General features: G+C 40.6%; 14 protein-coding genes and 1 pseudogene. 10 read left to right on the top strand and 5 right to left on the bottom strand.

Annotated elements, in window-relative coordinates:
* Positions 1–48: 48 nt before the first annotated feature.
* The 3 genes from NCWK1_RS08105 to NCWK1_RS08095 are packed head-to-tail and all read left to right on the top strand — an operon-like array spanning position 49 to position 2,534.
* Positions 49–1,311 carry an MFS transporter gene (locus NCWK1_RS08105; RefSeq protein WP_103124344.1) on the top strand — a complete coding sequence of 421 codons (1,263 nt, stop codon included), beginning with the start codon at positions 49–51 and terminating at the stop codon, positions 1,309–1,311.
* Positions 1,312–1,315: 4 nt separating this feature from the next.
* Positions 1,316–2,293, top strand: coding sequence for an N-acetylglucosamine kinase (locus NCWK1_RS08100; protein WP_103124343.1), 978 nt, complete (start codon positions 1,316–1,318; stop codon positions 2,291–2,293).
* A gap of 31 nt (positions 2,294–2,324) precedes the next feature.
* Entirely contained in the window at positions 2,325–2,534 is a 210-nt protein-coding gene (locus tag NCWK1_RS08095; RefSeq protein WP_103124342.1) for a hypothetical protein, read from the top strand.
* A 388-nt stretch (positions 2,535–2,922) separates the two neighbouring features.
* Here the strand turns inward: NCWK1_RS08095 and NCWK1_RS08090 are convergent, their stop codons facing one another.
* From NCWK1_RS08090 to NCWK1_RS08080, 3 genes are all read right to left on the bottom strand, one after another.
* Positions 2,923–3,162, bottom strand: coding sequence for a hypothetical protein (locus tag NCWK1_RS08090; RefSeq protein ID WP_103124341.1), 240 nt, complete (start codon positions 3,160–3,162; stop codon positions 2,923–2,925).
* A 155-nt stretch (positions 3,163–3,317) separates the two neighbouring features.
* On the bottom strand, positions 3,318–3,866 hold the full coding sequence (locus NCWK1_RS08085) for a phosphate-starvation-inducible PsiE family protein (RefSeq protein ID WP_103124340.1): 549 nt from the start codon (positions 3,864–3,866) through the stop codon (positions 3,318–3,320).
* An 86-nt stretch (positions 3,867–3,952) separates the two neighbouring features.
* Positions 3,953–4,879 carry a tetratricopeptide repeat protein gene (locus NCWK1_RS08080; protein WP_103124339.1) on the bottom strand — a complete coding sequence of 309 codons (927 nt, stop codon included), beginning with the start codon at positions 4,877–4,879 and terminating at the stop codon, positions 3,953–3,955.
* A 265-nt stretch (positions 4,880–5,144) separates the two neighbouring features.
* On the opposite strand from NCWK1_RS08080, the gene NCWK1_RS08075 reads away from it, so the two are divergent.
* Positions 5,145–7,187: an elongation factor G gene (locus NCWK1_RS08075; RefSeq protein WP_103124338.1), complete on the top strand. Its 2,043-nt coding sequence runs from the start codon at positions 5,145–5,147 to the stop codon at positions 7,185–7,187.
* A 134-nt stretch (positions 7,188–7,321) separates the two neighbouring features.
* Here the strand turns inward: NCWK1_RS08075 and NCWK1_RS08070 are convergent, their stop codons facing one another.
* A complete protein-coding gene (locus NCWK1_RS08070; RefSeq protein ID WP_096575694.1) occupies positions 7,322–9,763 on the bottom strand; it encodes an ATP-dependent Clp protease ATP-binding subunit in 2,442 nt (813 codons plus the stop codon).
* Between the two features lie 229 nt (positions 9,764–9,992).
* Between NCWK1_RS08070 and NCWK1_RS08065 the strand changes: the two genes are divergently transcribed.
* The 5 genes and pseudogenes from NCWK1_RS08065 (at position 9,993) to NCWK1_RS08045 (ending at position 15,176) form a co-directional block, all read left to right on the top strand.
* Positions 9,993–10,289, top strand: a complete 297-nt coding sequence (locus NCWK1_RS08065; RefSeq protein WP_103124337.1) for a DUF3288 family protein — start codon at positions 9,993–9,995, stop codon at positions 10,287–10,289.
* A 102-nt stretch (positions 10,290–10,391) separates the two neighbouring features.
* Positions 10,392–10,933: pseudogene (locus tag NCWK1_RS08060) on the top strand (sensor histidine kinase); the annotation flags it as partial.
* Positions 10,934–11,493: 560 nt separating this feature from the next.
* A complete protein-coding gene (locus NCWK1_RS08055; protein ID WP_103124336.1) occupies positions 11,494–13,686 on the top strand; it encodes a cation:proton antiporter in 2,193 nt (730 codons plus the stop codon).
* A complete protein-coding gene (locus NCWK1_RS08050) occupies positions 13,683–14,192 on the top strand; it encodes a hypothetical protein (protein WP_103124335.1) in 510 nt (169 codons plus the stop codon). The genes NCWK1_RS08055 and NCWK1_RS08050 overlap by 4 nt, the downstream gene beginning before the upstream one ends.
* Before the next feature lie 141 nt (positions 14,193–14,333).
* On the top strand, positions 14,334–15,176 hold the full coding sequence (locus tag NCWK1_RS08045) for an AMIN domain-containing protein (RefSeq protein ID WP_187308084.1): 843 nt from the start codon (positions 14,334–14,336) through the stop codon (positions 15,174–15,176).
* Positions 15,177–15,265: 89 nt separating this feature from the next.
* On the opposite strand, the gene NCWK1_RS08040 is transcribed toward NCWK1_RS08045, so the two are convergent.
* Entirely contained in the window at positions 15,266–15,805 is a 540-nt protein-coding gene (locus NCWK1_RS08040) for a DUF3172 domain-containing protein (RefSeq protein ID WP_103124334.1), read from the bottom strand.
* 237 nt (positions 15,806–16,042) lie between these two features.
* On the opposite strand from NCWK1_RS08040, the gene NCWK1_RS08035 reads away from it, so the two are divergent.
* Positions 16,043–16,519, top strand: a 477-nt coding sequence (locus NCWK1_RS08035; RefSeq protein WP_187308083.1) for an ABC transporter permease, incomplete at its 3' end; no start/stop codon positions are given.

Here is a 16,519-nt window from a genome sequence, read left to right as displayed (position 1 = left end):
ACGCGCTGCCTCTCCTTTGCGGTTCGTTTAAAAAATTATTCTCATCTTATGTCACGCTCCCCCTGGCTTTACATCCCCACCTTATATTTCGCCTCCGGTGTACCTTACATCATCATCAACACAGTCTCCGTCATCTTTTATAAAAAACTCGGCGTAGACAACACACAAATTGCTGTGTGGACAAGTCTGCTCTATCTACCCTGGGTTATTAAAATGTTCTGGGGGCCAATTGTTGATACTTATTCCACCAAACGAACTTGGATACTCTATACCCAACTAGCAATGTTCTGTTGCTTGGGTTTAATTGCCTTTTGCTTACAACTGCCTAATTTCTTTTTTATCTCCCTCGGTGCATTAACAGTGGGAGCATTTATTTCCGCTACTTATGATATTGCTACAGATGGCTTTTATCTATTAGCTTTAAGCCCCGAACAGCAAGCCTTTTTTGTCGGTATTCGCTCGCTATTTTATCGACTGGCGGTGATTTTTGGTTCAGGACTATTAGTTGTGTTAGCTGGGCAACTGGAAGGATATCTCGACAATATTCCCTTAAGCTGGACTACTGCGATCGGTTTTTCTGCTGTAGTTTTAGCCATACTTTGTATTTTTCACCGTTTCAGTTTACCGTTACCAGATGCCGATAAACCACGACAGCTACAAAGCACAGATAGCATACCTTTTTGGACAATTATTAGTTCCTATTTTGCCCAAGAAAAAATTCTAGTTATCCTAGCATTTATCTTACTTTATAGATTTGGTGAGGCAATGCTTGTCAAATTTGCTTCTTTATTTTTGTTAGATAAACCAGAAGCAGGCGGACTAGGGTTATCGACATCAGATGTTGGTTTAGTGTATGGCACATTCGGTGTAATATCACTAATCGCAGGTGGAATTTTAGGTGGATTAGTAATTGCCAAGTATGGTTTAAGAAGATGTCTCTTTCCTATGGCTTTAGCCTTGAACTTGCCAGATTTATTTTATGTATATATGGCTTATAATCAACCTTCATTGAACTTAGTTTATCTGCTGGTTTCATTAGAGCAATTTGGTTATGGTTTTGGGTTTACAGCTTTTAGTGTTTACTTAATGTATATTTCTCAAGGTGAATATAAGACATCTCATTTCGCCATATCTACTGGCATCATGGCACTAGGTATGATGCTACCTGGAATAGTCAGTGGATATTTGCAACCATTATTAGGATATACATTGTTTTTTAGCTTGGTTTGTTTGCTAACTATTCCAGGAATGATTGTTTTATTTTTCATTCCTTTAAAAGAAGAAACACAGAAAAAATCTCCTGCACATTAGTCTCATGAGTTATGTTTTAGGAATAGATGGCGGTGGTAGTAAAACTGTATGTATCTTGATGGATGATAGTCGTCAAGTGCTAGGTCATGCTGAAGCAGGCGCATCTAATTATCAAAGCATAGGCGTTGAAGCAGCGCTAAAATCCATTCATTCTGCTATTAATGCAGCTGCGAATGAAGCATTAAAGTTCACAAACATAATCAAAATTTCAGCCATCTGCTTAGGTTTAGCTGGTATTGGACGTTCTGGAGATATTGAAGTAGTTAAAAATATGGTGCAGGAATTACAAAACAGTCAATTCCTGCCGATTACTTGGGATTTACAGCCAGCTAATATAGTAATTTGCCATGATGCTTTAATTGCTTTAGTTGGCGGAGTCGGTCATGATGTAGGAATTGTCGTGGCTGCGGGTACTGGTTCCATAACTTTTGGTCGAAATCAACAAGGAGAAACTAAAAGAGTAGGCGGTTGGGGATACATTTTAGGAGATGAAGGAAGCGCCTATAAAATCGCTGTTGCTGGTATGCAAGCAGCATTAAAATCTTATGATGGGCGTGAGATACAAACAAGTTTGGTACAAGATTTTAAACAGCATCTTGGTTTCCAGAGTATAGAAGAATTAATAGAAGTAATATATCGCCGCGGATGGGGAGTTAAAGAAATAGCATCTTTAGCACCAATTGTAGATTTAGCAGCAGCTTCAGGCGATAAATTAGCTAACAGTGTAATTGATGATGCTGTTAAGGAATTAGTGAAAGCTACATCTACAGTTATTAATACAATTTTTAGTCCTGACTCAGCTTTTGAAATTGTGACTACAGGTAGTGTGTGGCAAGGTAAATCTCAAATACATGAGAGATTTACAACAGCAATAGTTAATCAATTTCCGCACGTAAAGGTAATGTTTCCAAGGTATGAACCTGCTTATGGTGCTGGGTTATTAGCTTTACAGAGTTTATATAATACGAGGCTAAGAGTCTAATTAATCTATATGAATGGCAAAAGATTAAGTAATGCCCAATATTATACTTACAAAGCAAGAATTAAAAAATAAGCTTTACTCTATTGCTCAACCATTAATAGCAGAAGGTAAATTTGTTCGACAATCTTCTAGTATTCACAGCTATGGTCATGTGTGCTTAAAAATCGAGCCTATAATTGATCACTCACAGATTGAGATTGTCTGGCAAATTGATGATGAAGAAATTATTCCTTTTGAGTGAATACCAGCAATTTTTGAGGGAATTATTGATGGCATATTTGATTATTTTCATCAAACTAAGTAAGAAGACACAAATAAACTTAACTAGATAAGTCTTAGACAAAATAGTTAAAAACCTCTTCCCTCCTGCCTTCTGCCTCCTGCCTAGTCCTAATTACAATTATTTATGTCCCTCTACTTAGCTATCATCCAGTTGATTCTAAAGAGATGGATTACCGTATAGCCGCGAAAATAGCTTGACGTAATGCTATAGCAAAAGCTGAACTTGTTATAAGTCGGGGAACCTGCCCATCGCAGTGGTTCCCCCACAAGAGTTATTGATACTTCTCATCCACAAATTTAGATGTGGTTTAGTTGATCAACTGCTGACTGTGTGTTAATTTTTAGCTTTACATCTTGCCGTGTTGCAACACTTGTTGAAGATGGTGGCGAATTTCTTGTGCTTGTTCCATATCAGACTGGCGCAGTTTTTGGAATAATTCTACGCAAGGCTGAGAGTTTGCTTGTTGTGCATCTTGGATGTATGTGTCATAGGCTTTAACCGCTTCAGCTTTATTGTGCAGTACGGTGACAAAATCGTATTCTAGGTTGCTGATGGGTTGTTGAGATTGTCCGTTACCTGTAGTCATATATTGACCTCATGTAAGTTTCTATTTCATTTCTACTCACCTTAAAAGCGCGGTTCATCTCCCCAAAAGCGTAGAAAAAAGCACAAAGGCTGCTGACGCAGCCTTAAGCAAATGTTGAGTTTTTATTACCACAGAGTTATCACTTATTGGGGAATTTACGCCAGTGGTTGATGTTCATCACATTTATGTGAATAGGGGAATTCTAGTTCGTTTTGCCTTTCTCTACCCCCTTGATAGACAATAGGACAGAATTTGGTATTAGCACTCATGCAATCCATGTGTGGTGTTTTGGCGCACACGAGTAATAAACTACCTAAAATAAATAACAAGCCACAAATAGCGGCTGTTTGAATCCAGGAAATTTCTAAGGCTCCGTGAACAACTACTTCTCGGAGAACTGAGACAATTGTGACTTCAACTGCTACACCAACAGAAATACTATGCTCTTGCAAGTAAATCATTAACAGTCGAAATAACTCAACTAAAATCAAGACAAAGAGTATTTTTGCAGTTACATGTTTATAGTCTAATGTCTGTGTTATGGCAATAAATATGCTCCATATCTGGATGATCATGACTGCGAATAAGCTTAAGCACAAGACAATCACAAGTAAGTCTTGAAAAGCTTCCATGTTGCGAGCAATTGAATGTCGATCAAGCCAGCGATCGCAAAATAAAAATCGACTTTTGAAGCGCTTTTGCATTGGTATGTTCCCATTAGGTCTATTTCACACCACACCAGCTAGTCTACCCTTTTCTCTTATTGTGACCTATTGTTAAAATTCGCGCCTCAGCGTGGTTGGTAATTTAAATTTTGTACTTGTTGCAACAATTTTTCGGAATTTTGTACCCACTGAACATTCCTTTGAGAATTATATAAATCTCTGGCATATTGCAATACTTGTGCGGCTTCGGCATATTTTTTTTGCTGCATAAATACCAATCCCGCACCATAATAAGCATTGGGATAATTAGAGTTGGCTTCGGCAGATTTTCTAAAAGCTGCTAATGCTTCTTTTAATTTGTTTTGGCTAAACCAAATCGTCCCCAAATTATAGTGAGCTTCTGTATATTTTGGATTAATTTTGATGGCTTGGCGAAAGGCATTTTTTGCTTTATCTAGCTTACCTTGTTGCAGATAGCATATACCTAAATGATAATGAGGTTCCGGCGCATTCTGACTATATTCTGCGGCTTTTTTAAAGGAGGCGATCGCTCTTTCCCAATCTTGTTGCTGTTGCTGTACTAAGCCCAAGTTATAGTGAGCAAAGCCAAGTTTTGGGTCTAATTCTATCGCCCGTTGTAAATAATCGTTGGCCTGTTGCACATTATTGCCTTCTAACAAGGCTCCGCCTAAATTGGCAAAGGCGGGAGCAAACTGAGAATCGGCTTGGGTTGCTTGATAAAATGCGTCGGCTGCTGGCTTTAATTGTCCTGTTTGTCTGTATGCTAACCCTAAATTGTAGTAGGCTGGCGCTAATTTTGGGTCTAGCTGAATTGCTTTTTGAAAAGAGGCGATCGCATCTTGGATTCTTCCTGCTTGAATTGACTGTAATCCTTGATTTAACCAGTCTACAGCAGCTTGATTTGTTGATTGTGTTAGCAACCAAGCAGGTTCAGCAGTCAAAGCTTGGGAAGTTAGTAAAAAAGTACTACCGCCCAATAAGCTGAGATTTATTAACCCAATTATGGGATATTTGTAGAATGATAACGGCATTTTTTGACAAAGTTTAAGTTAGATTAAGCTAATATTTGAGTGATGGAAAAAGTTTTAACAAATATTTTAAATTTTCTATTAAAGTTTTGATTACTTAATATTTCTTAAGCTAAATCTTACGACTAACTACAATTTTTTTCGCATCTGATTAAAGGGAGGATAATGACAAGTTAAAGCAGGGATCATTCTCTGTTGAGAGAAGATTATTTGTCCCTGAAAAATACAGGTAGTGCAGGTAAGAAGAACTTACCGCAAGGGAGGTTGTATGAGCGAAAAAGTAAACACGGGTTCGCGGAATATTGCAATTGTTGGCCCTTATTTAAGTGGAAAAACTACCTTACTTGAAAGTTTATTGTTTGTTACTGGCGCAATTTCTCGTAAAGGCAGCGTTAAGGATGGTAACACAGTTGGAGATAGTGCAGCAGAATCGCGCGATCGCCAAATGACTGTAGAAGTTAGCGCCGCCAGCACCGACTATAACGGAACTCGTTTTACCTTTATAGATTGTCCGGGAAGCGTAGAATTTGCCCAAGAAACATACAATGCTTTAATGGGAGTTGATGCGGCAATTGTAGTTTGCGAACCCATACGCGATCGCGTCCTCACCCTAGCTCCTCTATTTAAATTCTTAGACGATTGGGAAATACCCCATCTTGTCTTTGTTAACAAAATGGATCGGGCAAATATTCATGTTCTAGAAACATTACACGCCTTAAAAGCAGTTTCTAGCCGTCCTTTGGTAGCGCACCAATACCCAATCATGCAAGGGGAACAACTGACCGGTTTTATTGATATGGTGAGCGAACAGGCTTATCAATATCATTCCGGCGCACCAGCTGATCAAATTCCTTTCCCCGAAGATCTCAAAGCAGAAGAACATACTGCACGAGCCGAAATGCTCGAAGCTTTAGCAAATTTTGATGACCACTTACTCGAAGAATTATTAGAAGATATTGAACCACCCCAAGAAGAAATTCTCAAAGATTTAAAAATGGAATTAGGGGCGGATTTGGTAGTTCCTGTCTTTTTTGGGGTTGCAGAACAAGATTATGGCGTGAGACCGTTATTAGAAGCACTGTTAAGGGAAGCACCAGAACCAGAAACAACAGCCGAACGGCGTTTAAAAAATATCACCAGCAAAGCACCTTTAGCCCAGGTATTAAAAACTTACTACACTCCTCAAGGTGGCAAACTTTCTTTGGTGCGGGTTTGGCAAGGTAAATTAACTGATGGTATTGTCCTCAACGGTGTGCGTGCAGGTGGACTTTATCGCCTGATGGGACAACAACAGCAATCTGTAAATGAAGCTGTGGCTGGGGAAATTGTCGCCTTAAGCCGGATGGAAAACATCAAAACAGGGGATACACTCTCCGCAGAACAAATTAAACTAGCATTCCCCAATGCTGAAAAGCTGGAACCTGTCTATGCTTTGGCGATTACCCCCGAAAAGCGCAATGATGAAGTCAAACTTAGCAGTGCGATCGCCAAACTACTAGAAGAAGACCCCTCTCTAGCTTGGGAACAACACGGCGACACCCACGAAGTGATTCTTTGGGGTCAAGGTGAAATTCATTTGCGAGTCGCCTTAGACAGACTCCGCCGCAAATATAATTTGCCCATGACTACCCATCTACCGCAAGTACCTTATAAAGAAACAATTCGCAAACCCGTTACCTCAGTACATGGACGCTACAAACACCAAAGCGGCGGACATGGACAATTTGGCGATGTTTTTCTTGATATCAAACCCTTACCACGCGGTGAAGGCTTCAATTTTAAAGAAACCATTGTCGGCGGCGTAGTTCCGAGACAGTATATTCCTGGGGTAGAAATAGGTGTGCGGGAATTTTTGGCACATGGGCCTTTAGGCTTCCCAGTTGTGGATGTGGCTGTGACTCTCACCAACGGTTCTTATCACAACGTTGATAGTTCCGAACAAGCCTTTAAACAAGCAGCGCGTTTGGCAATGCAAACAGGGATACCCCAAGCGCAACCCACCTTACTAGAACCAATTTTGCGGGTACAAGTCACCACACCCAGCGAATTTACCGCAAAAGTGCTGCAACTGCTGAGTGGGAGACGGGGACAAATTCTCGGTTATGAAGGCAGACAAGATTGGCAAGGATGGGATAATATTTCTGCCTATTTGCCCCAAGCAGAGATGCAAAACTTTATTGTAGAGTTGCGATCGCTCACTTTAGGCGTTGGTTCTTTCCACTGGGATTATGACCATCTCCAAGAAGTACCAGAAAAACTTGCCGAACAAGTACTTGCTAGTAACGGTAACGGTAATGGTAATGGGAAATAATTTGTAACTAGCCCTGAAGAATTACAAATTTAAAGATGCCTCGTTATCTTTTACTTAGTCAGCATACATTACTAAAAATCCCCTGGTTGATTAACCAAGGGATTTTTAATTTTCAAACTGTGAAATTGTGATAATTAGCGAGCATTCGCTAAGAGTAATTCACGCGTATCTGATTTGCGGATTTTAACTTGACCATCATCATCTACATCGACAATAGCTGTGTCACCATTGCCGATTTCGCCAGATAGCATTGCTTCCGCTAAAGAATCTTCTAACAGGCGCATAATTGCTCTGCGTAAAGGTCTAGCACCATAGCTAGGGTTATAACCTTCATTGACGACAAGTTCTTTAAACGCTTCCGTAACTTCCAAGGCGATACCTTTTTCGGTCAAGCGGTTAGCAACATCGCGGAGCATAATCTCAGCAATTTCCTTGACTTCATCCTTAGACAATTGAGTGAAGACAATAATCTCATCCAATCGATTGAGGAATTCTGGACGGAAGTAAGTTTTCAGTTCCTCATTCACTAAGTTGCGAATGCGATGATAACTAGCCTCGGCTTGATTATCAAATTCAAAACCTAAACCACCGCCACCTTTTTCAATCACTTTAGAACCGATATTAGAAGTGAGGATGATCAAAGTATTTTTGAAGTCTACCCGCCGACCTTTCGCATCGGTAAGTTGACCGTCATCCAAGATTTGCAACAACATGTTGAAAACATCAGGGTGTGCTTTTTCGATTTCGTCGAACAGCAACACTGTGTAGGGTTTGCGTCGCACAGCCTCAGTCAGTTGTCCGCCTTCATCGTAGCCGACATAACCAGGAGGAGAACCAATCAGCTTAGATACGGTATGGCTTTCCATAAATTCCGACATATCCAAGCGAATCATTGCTTCTTCTGCGCCGAAGAAGTAGGATGCTAAGGCTTTAGCCAATTCTGTTTTACCAACTCCTGTGGGGCCGGAGAAGATAAAGCTGGCAATAGGACGGTTGGGATTCTTTAAGCCAACTCTGGCACGGCGGATAGCGCGAGAGACAGAGGTAACGGCTTGTTCTTGACCAATTAGCCGTTGATGCAGGGTGTCTTCCAGGTGTAACAACAACTCAGACTCAGATTCTGTAAGTTTGTTGACTGGGACACCAGTCCAAGAGGCGACAATTTGAGCAATGTCTTCTTCGCCAACAGTGGGAATAGAAATAGTCTGCTCTGTATGTAACTGAGCTTCAATTTCTAATTCTTGATCGCGGAGTTCACCTGCTTTGTCAAAGTCTTGGAGTCTAACAGCTTCATGTTTAGCTTTAGTTACACTTACCAGTTGACGCTTGAGTTCCTTGTTAGCGGAGATTTGCGAGTTTCGCAACCGGACACGAGAACCAGCTTCGTCAATTAAGTCTATGGCTTTATCTGGCAAGAAGCGATCGCTAATATAACGATCTGACAACTGGGCTGCTGCTAAAACAGCCGCATCAGTAATTTCTACTTTGTGATGTTGTTCGTAAGCGCCACGCAAGCCGTAAAGAATTTGGATGGTTTCTTCAACGGAAGGTTCACCCACCAATATGGGTTGGAAACGCCGTTCTAAAGCCGCATCACGTTCGATATGCTTGCGGTATTCATCTAGGGTTGTGGCTCCTAGACATTGAAGTTCACCCCGTGCTAAAGCTGGTTTGAGGATGTTGGCTGCATCTAAACCGCCTTCTGTACCACCAGCACCTACAAGGGTATGAATTTCATCAATTACCAGGACGATGTTACCGACGGAACGGATTTCGTCCATGATTTTTTTCAGGCGTTCTTCAAAGTCTCCACGGAAGCGGGTTCCTGCTACTACTAAGCCCATATCTAGGCTGATAACTTGTTTGTTCAACAAGAGTTCAGGAACATCTTGGTTAACAATCCGTTGTGCTAAACCTTCGGCGATCGCAGTTTTACCAACTCCTGGTTCACCAATCAACACAGGATTATTTTTCGTGCGGCGACCGAGAATTTGAATAGCACGCTCAATTTCTTTTTCTCGACCAACTACAGGGTCTAGCTTGCCTTCTTGTGCTAGTTTGCTGAGATTTCTGCCAAACTCTTCTAGGGTTAGTGCTTGTTGGTTACGCCGTGGACTATTACCACCCGCAGTCACATTGCCATCTTCACCTAAACGACGCAGGACAGCAGTCCGAACTAGTCTGAGGTCAACCCCCAGATTTTGCAATACTTTAGCCGCAACACCTTCACCAGCTTCGGTTAGACCCAAAAGCAAGTGTTCAGTGTTGATGTAGTTATGTCCTAGACCATGAGCTTCTTTAAACGATTGCTCAAAGAGGTTTTTTACTTTAGGAGTAAAAGGTATTTCTGGCGGTACAAATCCAGAACCTCTACCAATAATTTTTTCTACTTCGCGTCGTGCTTCTTTGAGGGTAACGCCCAACTCACTCAGCACTTTGGCAGCAACTCCCGTTCCTTCTCCAATTAAACCCAGGAGAATTTGTTCCGTTCCTACGAAGTTGTGTCCCAGGCGACGTGCTTCCTCCTGAGCTAACATAATGACCTTAATGGCTTCGGAAGTGAAGTGTTCAAACATAGCGGGTTCTTGCTCCCTTGCTGCTTGGACTTGGGTGATTTGAGGTTCACCCTCGTTAAAACTTTTTGTATTTTCTTAAAGACAATGTATCTTTATTTATTATTGACTGGCAGTGGTGAGAGCCGTAAGAGGTAAGGTGTGTTTGCCCTCATCTTTAATTATCCTGCGATGGAAGGAATCTCAACTCTAGACTCAGAATGAATTAAGGATCGGACTAAAGGTATAAAATATGCCAGAACAGCACGGCAGTAAAGATCAACAACATCCACTTTACAACCGCGATCGCCCCTTTATTGATATTCTACTCGCTCAAGAAGCAACAGACTATAATTTGGCAGAATTAGCGCGGTTACGCATCCGTTATCAAGGCTTTCCAGGAGCGCGAGACATCCAAAAAGACCTAGATAAAGTCTTGCAGCAGTGGGGTTTGACCGAATCTGAACTTTTTGCTAAAACTCGCCAAATCCATAACTTAGGGGGGATTTACAAAAGTCGCGGCAAAAAAGAAGAGCAAGATTGGAACTAGTCAATGGTCAATAATTGTTGAGTCAGATATTTTTTCTCTAGGCTGCGGCTGACAGGTGGAGCGATCGCCCCAATCCCAAGATGCTCAACTTCATGGTGAATTTTCTCTCGTGCTGATCAGGATTACAAAGTAAAATTTAATCTGCATGAGGGGATTGATAGCACAATTCTTCTTCTTAAACATAGCCTGAAAGCTAATGAACAGCGTCCGGCAATTGAAGTAATCACCAATTACGGTAGTTTACCGAAAATTGATTGTTTCCCCGGACAATTAAATTAAGTATTTATGAATATTATTGCCAATGCTATAGATGCTTTAGAAGAATCTAATATTGGCAAGAGCTTCGCAGAAATTCTAGCTAATTCTAACCGCATTATTATTACAACATCAATCGTAGATAAATACGTAAAAATCTCAATTGCTGATAATGGTCAAAGAATAACTGAAAAAGTCAAACAAAAGATTTTTGACCATTTGTTTACTACTAAAGGGGTGGTAAGGAAACAGGTTTAGGGTTAGCGATCGCCAGACAAATTGTCGTAGAAAAATATGGAGGAGTGGTTGAAGTAGAGTCTACTATAGACAAAGGTACTGAGTTCATCATTCAACTACTTTTATCTGAATCGACTTCAGTCAATAGGTAATTTTGATTTTATTGCATAATTTAATACTTTTGTGAGACATGTATATCCCCTAAATTCTTATAAAAAAGAGGCTAGGGGGCATCAGATGAAATATTTAATACTTCTCAGATATCTTCTCAGGAGAAATGTAATATATGACATCCTGATAGCATAAAACTACTAATACTTAAATTTTTCCCAAAAATAACTTATAAACAACTGTTTAGTTCAATAAGTGATTACAAGTTATCTATATAGTATTAATTACATAGTTATTAAGTAAATCTATAGAGAACGTTTGAACCTATAATGGCTAAAACATAAAACTTAGATGGTAATACGAAAGATATGTCTAATAATTGTTAATCATTCACTGAGTTTTATCTCGAAAATTTGCCCATTATTCTCTAAATATCTCTTAAATTTAAGCAATTTACTGTGGATTAATATGATGGTGTCGTAACAACAATTAACATCCTCATCGAACATAAACTTACATGGAATATGCTTAATAAGGTTGACAATTTCCCATTCTTTAAAGAATCATCTTAGAGAAACCAGATAGTCTTTTAGAGGAAACCATGCACACAGTTATTCTCGTTCTGATCGAGGTGCTGATTGTTATTGGACTGTCCCGGCTCATAGGTCTGGCATTCAAAACAATTAAGCAACCTTTGGTAATTGGTGAGATTGTTGCCGGGATTATGCTTGGCCCATCTTTATTTGGATTGCTTGCTCCCCATGTAGCAGCTAGTTTATTCCCACCCGAAACGATCCCGTTTCTTAATGTGTTGTCTCAGGTGGGATTAATATTTTTCATGTTTTTAATTGGGTTAGAACTTAATCCTAAATATCTCAGTGGAAACTTACAAGCAGCAATTCTTACCTCGAATGTCAGCATAATTGTGCCGTTTTCTCTGGCGGCTATTTTGTCTTTACTGCTGTATCCTCTGGTTTCTAATGCTAGTGTCTCGTTTACTGCCTTTGCCCTATTTTTAGGTGCAGCAATGTCAATTACTGCTTTTCCAGTATTGGCAAGAATTATTACGGAGAACAATTTGCAGGGAACGCGCCTGGGAACCTTGGCATTAACTTGTGCAGCTGTAGATGATGTGACTGCATGGTGTATTTTAGCAGTAGCGATCGCCGTAGCCAGAACAGGTAACATTGCTGGTGCTATACCCACAATTATTGAGAGCATTGTCTACATTACTTTTATGCTGACGGTAGGGCGTTGGTTTCTCCAACGGTTAGCCACCTACTATAAGCGTACCGGACGCTTAAGCCAGTTACTTTTAGCTGTAATTTATATGGCGGTAGTTGGTTCTGCACTAATCACTGAACTAATTGGGATTCACCTCATTTTTGGCGCATTTTTACTGGGTGCAGCAATGCCCAAGAATGCAGATTTAGTTCGGGAATTAGCCGTTAAAACAGAAGATTTTGTCTTGATATTTCTGCTACCAATATTTTTTGCCTATAGTGGTTTGCGAACGCAGATTGGTTTACTAAATCGTCCTGAATTGTGGTTATTGTGCGGGCTGATATTGTTAGTGGCGATCGCAGGGAAGTATATTGGCACATATATTGCGGCTCGTGTCAGTGGTATTAATAAGCGAGAAGCCTCAGCCCTTGGTTGGTTAATGAATACACGCGGTTTAACCGAGCTAATTGTTCTCAACATTGGTCTAGAGTTGGGAGTAATTTCGCCCCTAGTCTTTACCATGCTGGTAATTATGGCATTGGTCACAACATTTATGACTTCGCCGCTGCTGGAGTGGACATATCCAAAACGCCTGATTAAGTTAGATGTCGTTGAACCAGACTTAGAAGTAGAAACATCTGCTGAAACCGCTACCATTGTTGAATCTGCTCCTAGTTACCGAATTTTAGTCCCGGTGGCAAATCCCAGCACCCAAAAAGGTTTGGTACAGTTGGCAGTGGCGTTAGCGCTGAATTACAAACAACCTGCTGTTGTCAATCCTCTCAGCTTAATTGAATTACAAGAAGATTATGCTTTTGAGAGTACCCCAGTGGAAGCAGAACGATTAATTCTTCAGCGTCGCCAAGAACTAGAACAATTAATTAGCACCTTAGAACCGCCAATAGCTCGTTCTCATATACATCCCATCATTCGTATATCAAGCAATGTGGCGCGGGAAACAGCCCAAATCGCCCAAATTGAGCAACCCGATTTAATTCTCGTTGGATGGCACCGTCCAGCTTTTAGTAACAATCGTTTAGGTGGCAGAGTCGGGCAAATTCTGAGTACCGCACCAGTGGATGTTGCCGTATTTGTAGACCGGGGGTCAGAGCGCTTAGAAAACTTATTGGTTCCTTACTCGGCAAATATCCATGATGATTTAGCCTTGATTTTAGCTTTGAGACTATTGATTAACCGCGATACCTGTATGTTGCAGATTTTACAGGTACTTGGGGAAAATCCCCACCAAGATGAGTTGAGTTATGAATTGTACAAAATGATGGAGCAACTACCAGCTAGTGTACGCGATCGCATTGAAATTAAAACAGTCGCATCCCCAGAGCCAATTCAAGCCGTTGTTACCGCTTCCGAAACAGTTGACCTCACCATTGCAGGCACCAGCCGTGTTTGGGGAATTGAGCGTCAAACTCTCGGCAGATATACAGATGCACTAGCAATTCAATGCCGTTCCTCTCTGCTGATTACCCGTCGTTACAGTCAAGTTACCTCTCATCTGGCTTCTGTACTGCCTGAAATCACCAACCAAGAATCAAAAGTGACAAAGCAATGAATCATTTGAATGTTAAATCTTTAACCTTCTATGGAGTAGCTATAGGTTCAGTGTTACTGTTGTTTAAAACTGTCACAGCCTATGGAGAAAATAATCTCAAAGCGCCTTCTGTAGTTGACGGCCGCTACCTTATTACTCTAGCCTCAAACTTATCAAAGTGTGCCACAGCAGACTCGCTGGTATTAAATATCCAACAATCAGGTATTTATTTGAATGCCTCTTTATTGCCTGTAAGTTCTTATGCAGATACTGAAAAACCGCTTTCCCTCACAGGTATCTTGCAAAAAGAACAGATCAGTTTTTCTGGCAAAGTTGCTCCAGAAATCCTGTGTCGTCATCCAAACTCGCAACTTGACACAAGTAAATCACTCACCATGCAAATGCAGCTGATAGATCAAGATAAAATGACAGGTCAACTAACAGTTAATGGCATTCCCCAAACTCTGAGATTTACTGCAACCAAACAACTAACCCAAGAAAAATCACAAAAGTTAAATAGCCATTAAATGTGGGCAAATTATGGAAGTTAGGAATTGGGTAATTGGTAATTGCGTAATTTAAAGCCTAAAATTTGCTTTGAATGAGGTATCACCTTTTACTAATTCCGCCAACCTTTCTTGTGTCTAAATATACGCATAATACAAATAATGTACACAAGCCCAAAACCTAAATGGTTTTTTTTATTCAGCCAGCGTCTAGTTAGTATCAGCTTGCTGGGATTTTACACAGCAATTACTTTAGAAACTGGTAGTAGTAATGCTACACCAATTGCTAAGTTGAATGATTGGCGATTTTATCCAGAAGCAGCACAACTTGAATTTATGCTGTCAGCAGGTACAAAGCCGCAATACTTTTATCTTTCTCAACCACCACGTCTAGTTATTGACCTGCCAGATACTAAGCTGGGCTATGTTGTTACCAAGCAAAATTATCCTGGTGCAATTCAACGTGTGCGGGTTTCGCAATTGAACGCCACCATAACTCGGATTGTTCTAGATTTAGCCGCCGGAACTTATATCGACATCAATCAGGTAAAACTACAACCTATCTCTAGAAATAATCCCACGCGCTGGGTATTACGTCCTTTTACTTCTAGTAAAAATCTCGCCATTCAACCGACAAACTTACAGCCTGCTATTCATAGCCTCCCACCAACTTCCCATAATTACTATCCTCAAACACCAACTCCTACTAATTTAAATGCCAATTCTAACTATCTACAATTACCTAGTACTTTACCGCCTATCACTGCTAACCAGCAGCAACCCTATATCACTGTACCTCCCCTAACTTCCAAGAATCCTTCTCAAATCCAAGGCTCCATTCTTCCTCCAGCCAACTTTCCCAATCAATCTGGTAATTTGAATAGTACTGCGCCCTTAGCCAGTCCTAATTTTCCCATTCCTACAGCACCAACCAGACCCAACTATCAATCCAATGAAGTCCAAATCCCAGTGATTGAATTTGGACAACCTCTGCCTAAACCATAAATTAAAAGTGCTGTTAGCGGTAGCGGGGCGTTCAGCCCGTGCTGAGGGTTGAGTAAGAAACTAGCCTCTAAGCGTTCTTTCTTCTCACACTAAAATCTGTCTGTGTCTTGAGGTGATCCCACTGCTCCCGGTTGAGATGTGAAAAAGTTTTGCGCTGCTTCGTTTTGATAAATACATCTAATATCAGGTTTTTCGCTATCTAAACTACCTGTAAAACCAAAAGTATTCAGACGATTTTTACATTCTCTTACTTGCTCAGAGGTGACAAGTTTGCGTTGTTCTAAAATTGCCCAGTTATTTTGTCTTAATACGCATCCTGGACGCATACTTGGTTGAGCAACATAAACGTTAAATGGGTTAAGTGTCACAAATAATCTGGCATCCATCACCATTGCACTAGCGCCGTACTGTACACAAATCTCTGGGTTTGGCGCTCTAGTATCAATAAATTCCCGCGAAGCCACGTTGGATGGCGTTAATGTAGTTGTGGAGCTAAAAGCAATTCCAATGCCAATACCCAAAACTAGCACACCTCCCAAAATAGCGATCGTGGTGAGGTTGAACAGAGAAGGCTGAAAAGCCGGAGGTTTAGATGTTGTAGCTGATCTACCAGTTGATTTACGTCTCATTTGTACTTGACACCTTCACGTTTTGGAAAGCAGGGAGCTTTATGAACTGCGCTCCTTATTTCAGTATGCCGATTCTTGACGATGATTGTCTGCAAAATTTAGCAGCGTGATTATTTTCTATTTAGTGATAAATAATACATGAGTGGAAGAAGAGCATTTTTTATTACTAGCATTAATTGAGTCAACTAAAATTGTAAAGTATTCTTACAAAAACTTTGATCATTAAACTACAAGCAAGTGACATCTCAAAAAGCATTTCTCTGGGGAAAAAGATTTCAAACTACACAATTTCCACTTCTAGTTGCGGATAGTCTGACAGTTTTCTGGGGAGAGTGGTTGAAATTACGTGCCAGAATTACACAAGTTGCCGCAACGGGTTTAATATCTCCATTAATATATATCTTGGCTTTTGGTTTGGGACTGGGTAGCTCAATTCGTCCAGGTTCAGGTATTACCGGGAACTATGATAATTATTTAGAATTTATTCTGCCGGGGATGGTAGCCTTATCATCAATGACTATTAGCTTTGGCGGGACAACATTTTCCATTTGTGGAGAAAGGCTGTTTAGCAAAACCTTTGAAGAGATGTTACTAGCTCCCATACATCCTCTAGCTCTGCATATTGGTAAAATGCTGGCGGGGATTTTGCGAGGTTTGATGACATCTGGTTCGGTAATTTTGGTAGCTCACATCTTGCACCTGATAAAAAAAGAC

This window comes from Nostoc cycadae WK-1 (genome assembly GCF_002897135.1).
In the GTDB taxonomy this organism is placed as follows: domain Bacteria; phylum Cyanobacteriota; class Cyanobacteriia; order Cyanobacteriales; family Nostocaceae; genus Nostoc_B.
This window is presented reverse-complemented; position numbering and strand designations above follow the sequence as displayed.

Coding starts and splice junctions, on each gene's coding strand:
- NCWK1_RS08050 (WP_103124335.1), top strand. CDS start 13,683: ATGAATCATTTGAATGTTAAATCTTTAACCTTCTATGGAGTAGCTATA.
- NCWK1_RS08045 (WP_187308084.1), top strand. CDS start 14,334: ATGTACACAAGCCCAAAACCTAAATGGTTTTTTTTATTCAGCCAGCGT.
- NCWK1_RS08040 (WP_103124334.1), bottom strand. CDS start 15,805: ATGAGACGTAAATCAACTGGTAGATCAGCTACAACATCTAAACCTCCG.
- NCWK1_RS08095 (WP_103124342.1), top strand. CDS start 2,325: ATGCCCAATATTATACTTACAAAGCAAGAATTAAAAAATAAGCTTTAC.
- NCWK1_RS08105 (WP_103124344.1), top strand. CDS start 49: ATGTCACGCTCCCCCTGGCTTTACATCCCCACCTTATATTTCGCCTCC.
- NCWK1_RS08080 (WP_103124339.1), bottom strand. CDS start 4,879: ATGCCGTTATCATTCTACAAATATCCCATAATTGGGTTAATAAATCTC.
- NCWK1_RS08075 (WP_103124338.1), top strand. CDS start 5,145: ATGAGCGAAAAAGTAAACACGGGTTCGCGGAATATTGCAATTGTTGGC.
- NCWK1_RS08085 (WP_103124340.1), bottom strand. CDS start 3,866: ATGCAAAAGCGCTTCAAAAGTCGATTTTTATTTTGCGATCGCTGGCTT.
- NCWK1_RS08070 (WP_096575694.1), bottom strand. CDS start 9,763: ATGTTTGAACACTTCACTTCCGAAGCCATTAAGGTCATTATGTTAGCT.
- NCWK1_RS08090 (WP_103124341.1), bottom strand. CDS start 3,162: ATGACTACAGGTAACGGACAATCTCAACAACCCATCAGCAACCTAGAA.
- NCWK1_RS08100 (WP_103124343.1), top strand. CDS start 1,316: ATGAGTTATGTTTTAGGAATAGATGGCGGTGGTAGTAAAACTGTATGT.
- NCWK1_RS08055 (WP_103124336.1), top strand. CDS start 11,494: ATGCACACAGTTATTCTCGTTCTGATCGAGGTGCTGATTGTTATTGGA.
- NCWK1_RS08065 (WP_103124337.1), top strand. CDS start 9,993: ATGCCAGAACAGCACGGCAGTAAAGATCAACAACATCCACTTTACAAC.